This is a genomic window from Rhizobium sp. CFBP 13726 (assembly GCF_014841925.1).
Classification (GTDB): domain Bacteria; phylum Pseudomonadota; class Alphaproteobacteria; order Rhizobiales; family Rhizobiaceae; genus Neorhizobium; species Neorhizobium soli.
The window spans coordinates 319080-332848 of the sequence record NZ_JACYUU010000001.1 but is presented as its reverse complement, the minus strand read 5'-3'; the positions used below and the strand labels follow the sequence as shown (position 1 = coordinate 332848).

Annotated in this window: 19 protein-coding genes; 7 read left to right on the top strand and 12 right to left on the bottom strand. The window is 60.3% G+C overall.

Translation table 11 applies throughout. The annotated features are described in order from the left end of the window. Positions 1–30: 30 nt before the first annotated feature. From IFT66_RS01565 to trhA, 4 genes are all read right to left on the bottom strand, one after another. Complete coding sequence (locus tag IFT66_RS01565) at positions 31–915, bottom strand: aldose 1-epimerase family protein (RefSeq protein WP_192076611.1); 885 nt, start codon at positions 913–915, stop codon at positions 31–33. A gap of 69 nt (positions 916–984) precedes the next feature. Next, positions 985–1395: a (R)-mandelonitrile lyase gene (locus IFT66_RS01560; RefSeq protein ID WP_192076610.1), complete on the bottom strand. Its 411-nt coding sequence runs from the start codon at positions 1393–1395 to the stop codon at positions 985–987. Positions 1396–1491: 96 nt separating this feature from the next. Then, positions 1492–1992, bottom strand: coding sequence for a GNAT family N-acetyltransferase (locus tag IFT66_RS01555; RefSeq protein ID WP_062453490.1), 501 nt, complete (start codon positions 1990–1992; stop codon positions 1492–1494). Between the two features lie 89 nt (positions 1993–2081). Then, positions 2082–2747, bottom strand: a complete 666-nt coding sequence (gene trhA / locus IFT66_RS01550) for a PAQR family membrane homeostasis protein TrhA (protein ID WP_062453491.1) — start codon at positions 2745–2747, stop codon at positions 2082–2084. Between the two features lie 322 nt (positions 2748–3069). On the opposite strand from trhA, the gene IFT66_RS01545 reads away from it, so the two are divergent. Next, positions 3070–3933 (top strand): VOC family protein, encoded by an 864-nt coding sequence (locus tag IFT66_RS01545; protein ID WP_192076609.1) that lies wholly within the window; start codon positions 3070–3072, stop codon positions 3931–3933. 104 nt (positions 3934–4037) lie between these two features. Next, positions 4038–5210, top strand: a complete 1173-nt coding sequence (locus IFT66_RS01540; protein ID WP_174195839.1) for an AI-2E family transporter — start codon at positions 4038–4040, stop codon at positions 5208–5210. A gap of 23 nt (positions 5211–5233) precedes the next feature. Here the strand turns inward: IFT66_RS01540 and IFT66_RS01535 are convergent, their stop codons facing one another. Next, entirely contained in the window at positions 5234–5641 is a 408-nt protein-coding gene (locus IFT66_RS01535) for a DUF930 domain-containing protein (protein WP_082471859.1), read from the bottom strand. 145 nt (positions 5642–5786) lie between these two features. Between IFT66_RS01535 and IFT66_RS23680 the strand changes: the two genes are divergently transcribed. From IFT66_RS23680 to IFT66_RS01520, 4 genes are all read left to right on the top strand, one after another. Next, positions 5787–5918 carry a hypothetical protein gene (locus IFT66_RS23680; RefSeq protein WP_274604795.1) on the top strand — a complete coding sequence of 44 codons (132 nt, stop codon included), beginning with the start codon at positions 5787–5789 and terminating at the stop codon, positions 5916–5918. A gap of 98 nt (positions 5919–6016) precedes the next feature. Continuing rightward, on the top strand, positions 6017–8107 hold the full coding sequence (locus IFT66_RS01530) for a S9 family peptidase (RefSeq protein ID WP_192077114.1): 2091 nt from the start codon (positions 6017–6019) through the stop codon (positions 8105–8107). A 298-nt stretch (positions 8108–8405) separates the two neighbouring features. Further along, complete coding sequence (locus IFT66_RS01525; protein WP_192076608.1) at positions 8406–8681, top strand: hypothetical protein; 276 nt, start codon at positions 8406–8408, stop codon at positions 8679–8681. 156 nt (positions 8682–8837) lie between these two features. Beyond that, positions 8838–9254 (top strand): MerR family transcriptional regulator, encoded by a 417-nt coding sequence (locus IFT66_RS01520; RefSeq protein WP_062453496.1) that lies wholly within the window; start codon positions 8838–8840, stop codon positions 9252–9254. Positions 9255–9258: 4 nt separating this feature from the next. Here IFT66_RS01520 and IFT66_RS01515 read toward each other — a convergent pair whose 3' ends face one another. Both IFT66_RS01515 and IFT66_RS01510 read right to left on the bottom strand, forming a co-directional pair. Further along, positions 9259–9576, bottom strand: coding sequence for a type II toxin-antitoxin system RelE/ParE family toxin (locus IFT66_RS01515; protein WP_192076607.1), 318 nt, complete (start codon positions 9574–9576; stop codon positions 9259–9261). 5 nt (positions 9577–9581) lie between these two features. After that, on the bottom strand, positions 9582–9869 hold the full coding sequence (locus IFT66_RS01510) for a type II toxin-antitoxin system ParD family antitoxin (RefSeq protein WP_192076606.1): 288 nt from the start codon (positions 9867–9869) through the stop codon (positions 9582–9584). 182 nt (positions 9870–10051) lie between these two features. Here IFT66_RS01510 and IFT66_RS01505 point away from each other — a divergent pair, with 182 nt between their 5' ends. Further along, a complete protein-coding gene (locus tag IFT66_RS01505; protein WP_192076605.1) occupies positions 10052–10633 on the top strand; it encodes a GNAT family N-acetyltransferase in 582 nt (193 codons plus the stop codon). A 67-nt stretch (positions 10634–10700) separates the two neighbouring features. On the opposite strand, the gene IFT66_RS01500 is transcribed toward IFT66_RS01505, so the two are convergent. The 5 genes from IFT66_RS01500 to IFT66_RS01480 all read right to left on the bottom strand — a co-directional run bounded on the left by IFT66_RS01500 (position 10701) and on the right by IFT66_RS01480 (position 13728). Then, a complete protein-coding gene (locus IFT66_RS01500) occupies positions 10701–11069 on the bottom strand; it encodes a type II toxin-antitoxin system PemK/MazF family toxin (protein ID WP_249406324.1) in 369 nt (122 codons plus the stop codon). Then, positions 11066–11332: an AbrB/MazE/SpoVT family DNA-binding domain-containing protein gene (locus tag IFT66_RS01495; RefSeq protein WP_092661629.1), complete on the bottom strand. Its 267-nt coding sequence runs from the start codon at positions 11330–11332 to the stop codon at positions 11066–11068. Before IFT66_RS01495 ends, IFT66_RS01500 begins: the two co-directional genes overlap by 4 nt. Before the next feature lie 61 nt (positions 11333–11393). Then, entirely contained in the window at positions 11394–12308 is a 915-nt protein-coding gene (locus IFT66_RS01490) for a cytochrome c (RefSeq protein ID WP_192076604.1), read from the bottom strand. A 77-nt stretch (positions 12309–12385) separates the two neighbouring features. Beyond that, positions 12386–12823, bottom strand: coding sequence for a c-type cytochrome (locus IFT66_RS01485; protein WP_062579617.1), 438 nt, complete (start codon positions 12821–12823; stop codon positions 12386–12388). Between the two features lie 302 nt (positions 12824–13125). After that, positions 13126–13728, bottom strand: a complete 603-nt coding sequence (locus IFT66_RS01480) for a superoxide dismutase (protein ID WP_192076603.1) — start codon at positions 13726–13728, stop codon at positions 13126–13128. Positions 13729–13769 lie beyond the last annotated feature (41 nt).

Here is a 13769-nt window from a genome sequence, read left to right as displayed (position 1 = left end):
GCCCCATCCGGGCCGCTGTTTTCGTTTGGCTTACCCCGGCAACTCGACCGTAAACGCAAATTGCGCGGTTTGCCCGGCGGGCAGCGTGACGGTGTAGGGACGCGATTCGAGATCGGCACTGGTCCCGTTCTGGGCAGCCGTTCCGTGCCAGGGCTCGATGCAGAGGAAAGGGCCGTTGAGCTTTTGCCAGAGCGCGAGGTTTGGCAGGTTGTCGAACGAAAATTTCAGCTCCGGGCCGCCTTCCGCCGCATAGGTCAGGCCCGTTCCGGCGCCCTCTGCAAAGATCATCGCGTCTTCATCGAACATGTCGTGCGACAGCGTCAGCTTGCCGGACGTGAACGGCGAGGCAAGTGGTGTGGGGTCGATCAGCCCCCCGGACAGGCGCGTCATCGCCGGTTCGCCACCGTTGTCGAGCGTGATCGTATGGGCGTGGCCTTCTCCACCCGGCAGCGGCCAGATGAACGCGGTGTGGAAACCGAGGCCGAAGGGCATGGGCCGGTCGCTGCGATTTTCCACCTCCGCCGAAATCGTGAGTTTCGAACCGTCGACCGAATGGGTGACGGCGAGGCGGAAATCGAACGGGTAGACGCTGCGGGTAATATCGGATGATGCAAGCTCGAAGCGGCAGCTCGTATCGTCGGAGGCGGCGAGCGTGAAGGTCGAGCGGCGGGCAAAACCGTGCTGCGCCATCGGATAGGGTTTGCCTTCGATCATCACGGTATCGGAGGGCGCCTTGCCGACGATCGGGAAGAGGATCGGCGAGCGGCCGGCCCAGAAGGCGGGATCGCCGTTCCAGAGAAAGTTGCGGCCATCCGCCGTCTTCAGCGACTGCATTTCCGCACCGAGGGGGGAGATTTCAACGGAGATACGATCGTTGGCGATGCGGGTCACGGTATCATCTGATGCAGCGGACATGCGGCTCTCCTGGCAAATTTTAGGCTTGAGGCGCAGGATTGCCTGCCCTGCGCGTCGGTTAGATGACGATCAGACCGTTTCCGGGGGAATCGCATATTGATCGTCGCTAACAGCCTCCATCCAGTCGGCGGTCTTGCCGTCGAGCGCTTCCCCGATGGCAATATGGGTCATGGCCGTCTGCGACGATGCGCCGTGCCAGTGCTTTTCGCCCGGCGGAAACCAGACGACGTCACCGGCGCGCATTACCCGGACCGGGCCGCCCCAGGTCTGGGTGAGGCCGGAACCCGAGGTAACAACCAGCGTCTGGCCGAGCGGATGGGTGTGCCAGTTGGTGCGGGCGCCGGGTTCGAACGTGACCGATGCTGCAACGACGCGGGCCGGCGCTGGCGCCGTATTCAGCGGATCGAGGCGGACTGTGCCGGTGAAATACTCTGCCGGCTGCTTCTTGGAGGCCTGCGAGCCAACACGCTTGATATCCATGGAAAAGATCCTTCGTCGTCATGCGATTGATGCGAATGCGATGTCAGCCAGCATATAGGCCGTTCGGACGGAAGTGCCATGAGAAAGCGAAGGACGTCAGCCCGCGACCCTGAGCTCCATGCAGGCAAGATCGAGCCAGCGGCCGAACTTGATGCCGACTTCGGAAAACGTGCCGGTCAGGCGGAAACCGAGCCTTTCATGCAGACGGATGGAGGCGGCGTTGCCCGCTTCGACGCAGGCGATCATCACATGAATGCCATTCGACGCGGCGCGGGTTATCAGCTCGCGCATCAGAAGACGGCCGATGCCCTCGCCGCGGGCCTCGCGGTGCACATAGACGGAATGTTCCACCGTATGCCTGAATCCCTCGAAGGCGCGCCAGTCGCCGTAGGATGCGTAGCCTTTGACGACCCCGTCCTCGTCGGCGACCAGAACAGGAAAGCCCCTTGCCCGGCGTGCAGCAAACCAGTCGCGACGGTTGGCGAGATCGACCAGCGTCTCGTTCCAGATCGCCGTCGTATTGGCGACGGCGTCGTTATAGATCTCGAGGATCGCCGGCAGGTCGGCTTCGGTGGCATCGCGGATCAAAGGGGGCACTGGCTATCGTCCATTATAGTGATTGCCCGTCCACTTTATCAGACGGCCGCAGTGTGTAAAGCGGGCTGGCGTCTTGTGGACACGATCGGTCAGGCGCTGGCCGACAGGCTGAAGCAGGTCATGACTGCACTGTAGTGGACGGCAGCCGCCGCGACGACGAAAGAGTGCCAGATGGCATTCTGGAAGCGCAGTCTTTCCCACACGTGGAAGATGACGCCGAGCGAATAGATCAGGCCGCCGATAACAATCAGCAATGCGGAGATCGGCGGCAGATAGGCCGAGACAGGTTCGGCAACCATCAACCCGCTCCAGCCCATGGCCAGATAGAGAAGGATGGTCAGCCGGTCGAACCGGCCGGGGAAAAAGCATTTGATCAGGATACCGAAAATCGCTGTGGCCCAGATCGCGATCAGCATCCCGAAGATCCACGGGTCGGAGGCGCCGCGCTGGAGGAATGGCGTATAGGTGGCGGCGATCAGGATGAAGATCGCCGAGTGATCAAACCGCCTCAGCAGCCACTTGGTTGGCGAGTGCGGCCATATGTTGTAGGTAAACGAGATCGACAGGCAAAGGATCAGCCCGATCCCGTAAATCCAGGCGGCAACGATCTCGCCATGGCTCGACCACATGGTAGCGTAAAAGATCAGGGCCGTGGCACCGATCAGGGCGAAGACCAGTCCGATGCCATGGACAATCCCATCCGCGACGATCTCGTGAAAATCGTAGTTTCTGCCAAATTTGAAGAGATCGCTCATTACCCACCTTCCATACCGGTCCCAAGAATGGGGCCGAGCGGAAAGCTTGGCAAGACTGCGCGATTCACAATAAATTTCCGATGGTTTCAACTCTTGGTCATGAGCCTAAAACTGTGGCCGCACGAGCCGGTTCCGGATGGTGCGGGAACGGCGGCAATCAAGCCTGTACGGCTAGAGGCCGCCGCCCGAGCGTCAATAAATCGAGAACAATCTATCGCCGAACCACTCACTAGCGTGAACGATCGACGGCGCGCATAACATGTGGAAAGATTGCGCATGGCGCGTCGTCATTTCGATCCCGTTGAAAGCTGGAGGACAGATCATGACAGAACAGCAGCAGCCGTTTGCACTCAGCCGCCCGCTGCATGTCGGGCGGGCGCATCTGGTGGTCAACGATCTTGCTCGCGTCTCCGGTTTCTACCAGACAATCATCGGGCTTTCGGTGCTTGAAAAGACGCCGAGCGGTGAGGTTCTGGGCGTCGCCGGCGTGCCGCTTCTGACGCTGACGACGGGCGGCAACGTGGCCCGCGCGCCGCGCAATGCGGCCGGCCTCTTCCACACGGCCTTTCTGGTGCCGGGCCGCCTTGAGCTTGCCCAATGGCTGGCCCATGCAGCGCATAACAATATCCAGCTCGAAGGCGCATCGGATCATCTGGTTAGCGAGGCGCTCTATCTTTCCGATCCCGAAGGCAACGGCATCGAGATCTACCGCGACCGCACGCCCACGGAATGGACCTACCATCAGGACGGCACCGTGGCGATGGCGACCGACCGGCTGAACCTTCAGGAGCTTTATAACAGCGCGCCCCAGGCGGCATTTGCCGGAATGGCTGAGGGAACAGCGCTCGGTCATATCCATCTTCAGGTCGGCGACATTCCGCAGGCGGACGCCTTTTACCGCGACGTGCTGGGCCTGAAGATCATGGCGCGGTATCCCGGTGCGAGCTTTTTCGCGACCGGCGACTACCATCACCATATCGCTGCCAACGTTTGGAACAGCCGCGGCGCGACGACCCGGCTTGAAAACATGACCGGGCTTTCCGATTACACCGTGAAGTTCAACGATCAGTCGGCCTTGGCGAACGCGCTTTCCGCACTGGAAAAGCACGAAATCGCGACAACCAAAACCGTCGAGGGCTGGGCTCTCAGAGACCCGTGGGGCATCGGCCTGACGCTTGCTGCGTAACGCGCGCTGAATTCCTGATCGTTGCTATCGTAAACCTGAGCAGTATTCCGGAACCGGAACACTGTTTTTGCGTTGATCGCGACAACGAGGACATCAGACAATTCATGGCCATGACGAGCACGCGCGCAGCCAATCCTAAAAAACGGCTGATCGACTTTGCCGCCAACCGGTCTGCGCATCGCAAGGATGCCGTCATTTCCGGCCTGGAGAGCGAAGACGCCGATGAGAGCCTCGTGCTGGGGCGCGAGGCGCTGGAAGTCGCCAAGGCCTGGGCCGTGATCGGCATCTTTGCGATCGTGTTCTTCGCCATCGTCCACATGATGTCGCTGGTGCTTATCCCTGTTACGCTTGCCGTCGTCGTCGGACTGATTCTCGGTCTGGTCGCGGATAAGCTTGGCCGCCTGGGCGTACCCAAATTCGGCATTGCGATCATCCTCTCCAGCGCTGTGTTCGCCGCGGTCTTTCTGGTCGTCAACGCGCTGGCCGAACCGTTTGCGATGATGATCCAGGAAGGTCCGAGCTTTCTGCAACGCATGATCGACCGGATGATGCCATTTCTGCAGCGCCAGGAATGGCTGAACATCTCGCCGGCCACGTTCGAAACCGGGCCGATGTCGATGCAGGCGCTGTTGGAGAATTCCGGCAACATCCTCAGCGTCGTTACCGCCAATCTGACGCCGGCCGTCGTGCAGGGCATGATCTTCTTTGCGGCGCTGCTTCTGTTTCTCTACGGCAGGCTCCGACTTCGCCGTACCCTCATCCTCGCCTTCCCGCGGCGTCACCAGAGGCTGATTGCGATCCGTGTGCTGAACGCAATCGATCAGGTTCTCGGCTATTATTTTGCGACTGCGAGCGTGCTCTATCTCGGTCTCGGCGTCGTGATGATCGCAATCGCCTATTTCGGCGGCCTCAGCATGCCGCTTCTCTGGGGTCTATTCGCATTCCTGTCGAGCTTCATCCCGTTTCTCGGGATCACGATCATGACCCTCGCGGTTGCAGCAGGTGGCATCATCACGCATGACACCCTTCTCCTTGGACTGCTGCCCGCGATCGTGTTCTTCTCGGTGCACTTGCTGATGGAAAACCTGATCTTCCCCGCGATCATGGGCCGGCAGTGGGAGATCAATCCCTTTGTCGTGTTCGTCGCCATCCTGTTCTGGACATGGATGTGGGGTGCCGTCGGCGCCATGCTGGCGCTGCCCCTGTCGCTGATCATGATGACCGTACTGTCGGAACTGTTTCCAGAAAAGAAGACCGTTCCGCATCTGCCGGGCTAAAGCCCGGCGATGTCAGCGACCCGTCAGTCGTAAAGGTAGTACTTGTCCCATTCCTCGCGCGGGATCTTGGACCCGACCTTGTAGTCGAATGCGGTGACGCTGAGCCCTTCAGCGTTGGTCTCGCACTTGAATTTCAGCTTGAACCAGTCACCGCCGCTGCGGAACGCTGCGCCGGTTGCCTTGAGGCCGTTGTCGTTCCCGACCGGGTCTGAAAACGTGTAGGCGATCACCTTGTCGGGGCGGAAATCGCCTTCCTTGCGCAGGCGATCCATCGCCTCGAGATCGCAACGCTGTTCGACTCTTTCTTCCGGTGCAAGGGCGTTCAGCTGGCGAACAATGCGGCCGTCAAGCGCGTGGGCAGGCAGGGTGGAGGCGGCGCAAATCAAGAGAGCGCCTGTCATGGATGCCCGGGCGGGCAGCAGTATCGTCATGGAATCCTATCCAAAGTGACTCGGACGGGGCGGAAACTAAAAGACGGATTCGTCGTTGACCACCTACCAGAGCGGGAATTATCCTGGCGCGTATTCTTTAGGTGGTCGGGACCGGAATCGGCATCATGCAAAGCGGACTGAACAGATGACAGCCGAACTGGCGATGGTATTCCTGATGAGTGGCATTGGGCTATCATTGGTCGTCGCCTTCATATTCTGGCAGCAGCACCGTGACCTCACACCTCTCGCCAAGTCCCGCGAGCGCGAGAAGAAGTAGGCTCACGCGGCTCGCCCGCTTGCCTCACGGTCCGGCCGCCACTATCTCTGGCACTCCTTTCATGACTTCGGAGTGCTTCCTTGGCCCCCTCCCCGAAAATGCCGTTCGAAAATCTGCCCACGCCTCCGGTCGCGGCGAAGAAGCCGGTGACGGATACCCGTCACGGCATTACACGCACCGACGACTATGCCTGGTTCCGGGCCGACAACTGGCAGCAGATGTTCAAGGATCCGTCGATCCTCGATCCAGAGATCCGCACCCATCTGGAGGGTGAGAACGCCTATATGGAAGCGGCGATGGGCGACACGGCCGCGTTGCAGAAGACGCTGTTTGCCGAAATGCGCGGTCGCATCAAGGAAGACGATTCCTCCGTGCCGATGAAGGACGGACCGTTTGCCTACGGATCGCTGTTCGTGACCGGCGGCGAGCAGCCAAAGTATTTCCGCACCCCGCGCGACGGCGGCGATCAGACGATCCTGCTCGACGGCGACAAGGAAGCGACGGGCAAGGATTATTTCCGTCTGGCCGGCATCGACCATGCGACGGACCATTCCAAGGGCATCTGGGGTTACGACGACAAGGGTTCGGAATATTTTACCCTGCGCGTGCGCGATCTTTCGACCGGCGAAGACATGTCGGACGTGCTGGAAAACACTGCCGGCGGCGGCGTCTGGGCGCCTGATGGCAAGAGCTTCTTCTATACGCTGCAGGACGAGAACCACCGTCCGTCAAAGGTCTTCCACCACATTCTCGGCACGCCGCAGTCGGACGACCGGCTGGTGTTTGAGGAAAAGGATCCGGGCTTCTTCATGGGGGTCGGCGGATCGCTGCTGGACGACGTGATCTATCTCGATATCCACGACCACGAAACCTCGGAATACCGCCTCATCCCGACCTCCGACCTCACCGCGGAACCAAAGCTGGTGGCGGCGCGCGAAGAGGGCATCGAGTATTCGATGACCGAAGGCGGCGATGTCTTTTATATCCTCACCAATGACGGCGATGCCAAGGACTTCAAGATCGTCGAGGCGCCGTTTGCGGCACCGGGCAAGGAGAACTGGAAAGAGATCGTACCGCACGAGCCCGGCCGGCTGATCATTTCGCACATGGCCTATGAGCAGCACCTGATCTGGCTGCAGCGCAACCAGGGTCTGCCGGAGATCATCATCCGCGACCGCCGGACCGGCGAGGAACATTCGATCGCCTTTGCCGAGGAAGCCTATTCGCTGGGGCTTTCCGGCGCTGCCGAATATGACAGCACCGTCATCCGCTTTTCCTATTCGTCGATGACGACGCCGACCCAGCTCTACGACTACGATATGGTGAGCCGGACGCGCACGCTTTTGAAGACGCAGGAGATCCCCTCCGGCCACAATGCCGCAGATTACGTGACCCGCCGCGTGATGGCTCCGTCCCATGACGGCGAGCTGGTGCCGGTGTCGCTGCTTTACCGCAAGGACACGCCGCTTGATGGCACGGCGCCTTGCCTGCTCTACGGCTACGGCGCCTATGGGATGACCATCCCCGCATCGTTCTCCACCAACAACCTGTCTCTCGCAGATCGCGGCTTCATCTATGCCATCGCCCATATCCGCGGCGGCAAGGACAAGGGGTTTGCCTGGTACGAAGACGGCAAGATGGAAGCCAAGGAAAACACGTTCAAGGATTTCATCGCCGCTGCCGACCACCTCGTGGCCGAGGGCTTCACGTCCTATGAGAACATCATTGCCGAAGGCGGCTCGGCCGGCGGTATGCTGATGGGCGCGATCGCCAACATGGCGCCGGAAAAGTTCGCGGGCATTATCGCGGCCGTTCCGTTCGTCGACGTGCTCAACACGATGCTCGACGATACGCTGCCGCTGACGCCGCCGGAATGGCCGGAATGGGGCAACCCGATCGAGAGCCTGGAAGAGTACCAGTGGATTGCCGCCTATTCGCCTTATGACAACGTGGGTGCAAAACCCTACCCGCCGATCCTTGCCATTTCGGGCCTTACCGATCCGCGCGTGACCTATTGGGAACCGACCAAGTGGGTGGCGAAGCTTCGCGAATTCTCGACCGGCTCGGCGCCGATCCTGCTCAAGACCAACATGGCTGCCGGCCATGGCGGAAAGTCGGGGCGTTTCCAGCGTCTGGAAGAGATCGCCTTCGAATATGCATTCGCGATCAAGGTGGCCGGGAAAGCCTGACCGGGCGGATCGCCGCAGAATCGGTCACCTCGAATGACAATCGCCGCAGTGCCTCGATCGGGTGCTGCGGCTTTTTTTGTGGGAAAAATCGTTTTGGATATGCGGAAACGCGCATATGCCCTGGCGGCGTTCGGTTTTCCCGTCAGATCGCTGATTTTCCGACAGAAATGGCGGCGGCGCGAATAAGTCCAAGGCGCGCTGTCAAGCCCCAAAACCGGCCGGATATCTCCCGGCGCAAGCTTCGCGCAAGCTTCAGGCGTTAACTCTTACTTAACCCAAGCGAGATCGAGGCGGTGCCATGAAGATCGATAGTGGCCTCAGCGGCTACAACTACCCCCAGCGGGCGGTCGACATCGATCGCAAGCAGGACGAAACCCAGCAGCGCGACACACCTGCGTCTACCCGTTCCAGCGGTTCGCTGACCGGCAGCAGCACACTGTTTGCAAGCTCGCTGGTGAGCGCCCTGTGGGCCCTCGATGCCGGCGACGACAGCGCTTCGACCTTTGCCACAAGCGGCGCGACCGCTCCCGTGCAGCAGGACTGGGTTCAGGACATCTACCAGGAATTCTCCTGATCAACGTCTGATCGATCATGGCCCGTCACCGCGGTGACAATCCCCGTTCAGGGTTAACATTCCCTGAAGCCGCCCTTCAAGCCAACACGCTGATCCTTGTCCCTGTGGTGAATGCGTCCTATCTCAACCTCCAGACATTAGAGGTTTGAGCCTGCCATGCTATCGATCGGCGATCTTTCCAAACGAACCGGCGTCAAGGTGCCGACCATCCGCTATTACGAGCAGATGGGCCTGCTTGCCGCCGCCACGCGATCTGAAGGGAACCAGCGGCGCTACGAGCGCAGCGATCTGGACCGGCTGGCCTTCATCCGCCACGCCCGCGATCTCGGCCTCGACATTTCCGCGATCCGCGAGCTGATCGCGCTCGGTTCGCATCCGCAACAGCCCTGCGGCGATATCGACCGGATCGCAGCGGAGCATCTTTCCGGCGTGCGCGAGAAGATCGCCAAGCTGAAGAAGCTCGAAGAGGAACTCGAGCGCATCGTGTCCCACTGCGACGGCAACCACGCGATCAAGGACTGTTACGTGATCCGCTCACTCTCGGATCACGGGCTTTGCGAGGGGGAGCATTGAGGGGTTAGAGGCGGTTGCGCAGTATGTCATCGCTCACCAGACGGCCACTGAAGAAGAGGCCAAGGATGATCACCTCGGGAGAGCGGACCACAAAGGCGATGCTGACACTGCGCCGATAGCCGATAATGCGAATGCCCGAGACCTCGCTTTCGCGCACCGTTCCCCTCTCAGGGAAATCAGCGAGCCCACTGAGAAAGACACGAAGCTTCGTTATGTAGTTCCAGGCGACGGCCGAACCGGCGCGGTCGGCGACGTATTCATAGAATTCTGTGAGTTCACGCTCGGCTTCCGGATGCAAGACGACCGCATACCGGTTCTGCATGGACCTTATCGGCCTTCATCGGCGGATTTTGCTTCGCCGGCAAGGCGGGCGCGGTGCCTTGTTTCCAGACGCGAGAACGCATCATCGATCGAAACGGCTTCGGTCCTGCCGCCGATCAGTTCATCATACCGGCTTGGAATTTCGTTCCGAAGCCAATCCTCCAAGGGCTGCTCGTTGCTTTCAAGCATCTGGAGGCCGGCATCGATGACCTCACCGGCATTCTGGTAGCGGCCGGACTCGATCTGTTTTCTGATGAAACGCTCTGCGTCCTTGCTCAACGCGATGTTCTTCATCACGGCCCTCGCTTTCAAGACAGCACTGACTGTAGCACTCCTCACGCCACCCAGACAGTCATCAACACCCGCTTGACAAGCAATTTATTCCGGCGCAAAAAGTTGTCATGATGATTACGTGCACCACCACCGCCGCAACGTATTTTTGGGCCTACCTGTAAAGGGCGGCTCGACATTTCATCATGTCAACAAGCCGCCGTCAGGCGGCTTGGTTGTTTCTAACGGCACCTGACGGCACGACGAGACCGAAAAGGAATGCCGGAATGCCCCCGATTTCGATCGAAGACAGCGAGATCTCACTGCCGCGCCCGGCCGTGGTGACGATCCGCGCTGCCAAACGCCATGATCTGCCGCAGCTGAAAGAGATGATCGCAGCCCTTGCCGCGCATCACAACGATCTGGCCGACATTACCCCGGAAATGCTGGAACGCGACCTGTTCGGCGACCTGCCCTGGATCACCGCGCTGGTTGCGGATGCGGGCGACGCCCTGATCGGCTACGCCATTCTGGTGCCGCTCTACCGCGCCCAGGAGGGGAGCCGCGGCATGGACCTGCACCACCTGTTCGTGCGCGACGGTCACCGTGGCCACGGCATCGGCCAGTATCTCGTCTCGCGCGCCCGCGACATGGCCCGCAATGCAGGCTGCGGCTATCTCTCGGTCAGCGCCGCCACCGGCAACTTCGCCGCCCACAAATTCTACGAACAGATGGATTTCAAGCCACGCCCGGTGACGGGCATGCGGTATATGCAGACGTTGGTGTGAGGCTGGGACACGGCAATACCGTCCGAATGAGCGGGACAGACCATACTGTCAGTGCAGCGCAACCACGTTATTCCGACGCGGGATCGATCGCGCTGACCACACGAGCGACGATGTCATCCATCGCCGCCTCGTCCAATGTCTCGATGTATTTCGCGGTCTTGGCCAGTATTCTGGCCGGTATATCGAAGCTGCGAACCTGATTACAGACGGCGATCCCCGTCGTATCGTGGCCGGTGACAACGACGGCCAGACCGACGTCCCGGGTCAAGGCGCCACCGGTGGTGATCGGCACCGTCATGCTGACTCCCAATGCGTTGATCGCCCGCGGGGTGATCACGACGAACCGATGCCTGTTCTTCATCTCCCGGCCCGCGACAGGGTTGGGATCGATCCAGAAAACATCGCCGCGATTGGGGACGTTGCTGCGGACCATCATGAAATTTCGTGCCCGACGGGGTCTCCCTCCATCACCCAAGCCATGTCCGCATTCAGGCTGGAGACGACCTCGCCGCCTTCGAGCAACTCGCTAAGCTTATAGCGCCGCTGGGTCTTTCTGATCGGCTTGACGACGAGTTCACCGTCGTGCATTTCCAGCGACAGCTGATCGCCGACCTGCAGTTCCATCGTCTTGAGAATGGCAGGCGGAATTGTCACGACGGCTGCCCCGCCCTGCCGCCTGATCTTGGTAATGATGGTCATGTCTCACCTCGTATGTGCTATAAATATAGCACAACAACGTCGTGCGGCAAGCACGCCAGCCTCACCTTGCCGGCACCGCCTTGAGATAGGCGGCGATGGCCTGCAGGTCGCCTTTCGGCAGATGCGCGATGTTCTTCTGAACCTCGACCATGGATCCGCCGACGCTGTCGAAATCGGGGGTGAAGCCGGTCGAGAGGTACTCGGTTATTTCCTCCTCGCTCCAGGCGCCGATGTCCTTGGAGCCGGGGGTGATGTTGGGAATGCTGCCCTGCCCTTCCGGGTTGGGACCGCCGGCCAGCCACTGGCCTTTTTCGAAGCCGCCGAGCGCGTTGCGGGGCGTGTGGCACTCGCCGCAGTGGCCGGGGCCTTCGACGAGGAACTGGCCGCGTTTGACCTTATCGTCGGCGGAAGCGAGTTCGACGCGTGGGCCGTCGTCGAAATAGAGGAGTTTCCAGCCGCCGACCGCGAGCCGCTGGTTGAACGGAAAGCCCAATTCGTGCGGCGGCGCGACATTGCTGCTGGGCGGCAGGGTCTTCATGTAGCCGTAGAGGTCGTTGACGTCGGCTGCCGACAGGCGCGCGTAGGAGCCGTAGGGAAAGGACGGGTAGAGATGCTCGCCGTTCGGGCCGACGCCTCTCGTCATCGCATCGCCGAATTGGGCAAGCGTCCAGGAACCGATGCCGGCTTTGGGATCCGGCGAGATGTTGGGGACGTGGAAGGTGCCGAACGGGCTTTTGAGCGCCAGTCCGCCGGACAGGATCTTTGCGGCGTCGCCTTCTGCACCTTCTGCGGCGTGACAGCCAGCGCAGCCGCCCGCCCAGAACAATTGTTCGCCCTTGGCAAGATCGGGCTGACCGACGCTCGACCAGTAGCCTGCCTCATGCGGCTGCGGCTTTGTCAGTGCCCAGCCGGCAACGGCACCGGCGGCGATAATGACCACGCCGATGCCCAACACTTTTGCCCATCTTGCGGCCATCGCCCGATCCTTCTCCGACATCAACGCGGAACGGAACGGCTGCCTTTGCGACAGCCGTTCAAGCATGCAGGCATGCGCTACTTCTTCAGGCGGTAGGTCTCGTGGCAGGAGCCGCAATTGGCGCCGAGCGTCCCAACGGCCTTCTGGACGCCTGCGGCATCCGTCGGCATCGAAGCGAGGATCATGTCGGCATCGGAGGCGAGCTTGTTCGCTTTGGCGCGGAAATCGGCTTCGTTCTTCCAGATCGCCGGCGATGCTTCCGAATTGGCTTCGGATCCGACAGGGAACTGGTCCGGGAAGGCCTTCATATTGGTGCTGATCGTGGTCAGCGCTGTCTTGATGGCATCGGCGTCGTAGGGTTTGTCGCCTTTGGCGATGTTGCGCATGGCTGCCGTGGAGGCGGCCACCTGCTTCATCATCTGTTCGCGCTTCTCGACCACCGCATCCTGCGCAAGGACAGCGGTGAAGCCGAGACAGAGTGCCGCGGTCGTCATGGCGATAGTTCTGAATTTCATTTCCGGCTCCGATCCCTAAAACGATGTGATGTCTGCGTCTCACATCATCAACGCATTCGCGTGATGATGATGGCAAGCTTACATGACCGAAAGAAGTCACGATTTCGTAATTTAGCGCTCGATTCTAGAAGCCGTCAAACCCAATGCAAAGTCATGTTTTTCAAGCGCTTCAGATCGACCGCGCGTGGGCGGACAGCGGCGCCTGACGATAGCCAGGCTTGATCAGACATCGGGTGATCAGAAACGCAAACACCCGGCGCCTTGCGGCACCGGGTGTCTGGCAAATCAGCAATTGATTGCGCTTACTTGGAAGCCGCCTCGTAGCGTTCCAGCACGTAATCCCAGTTGATCAGGCTATCGACGAACGCCTCGAGATACTTCGGGCGGGCGTTGCGATAGTCGATGTAATAGGAATGTTCCCAGACGTCGACGCCGAGGATCGGCTCTGCGCCGTGAACCAGCGGGTTTTCGCCGTTCGGGGTCTTGGAGATGACGAGCTTGCCATCCTTGACCGAAAGCCAGGCCCAGCCGGAGCCGAACTGCGTGGTGCCGGCTGCAATGAAATCAGCCTTGAACTTGTCGTAGCCGCCGAGATCGGATGCGATCGCGGTTTCGAGCTTGCCCGGCAGCTTGTTTCCGCCGCCGTCCTTCTTCATCCACTTCCAGAAATGGACGTGGTTGTAATGCTGGGCAGCATTGTTAAAGAGGCCCTGATTGGTGCCAAAGGACTTCTTGACGACATCCTCGACCGTCAGGTCAGCCATGCCGGCTTCTGCCGCCAGCTTGTTGCCGTTGTCGACATAGGCCTTGTGGTGCTTGTCGTGGTGGTATTCCAGTGTTTCCTTCGACATGAAGGGTGCAAGGGCTTCGTAATCGTATGGAAGTTCGGGAAGTTCGAAAGCCATTGGTATACTCCTTTTGGCAAACACCGTGGGTGAACGTCGTG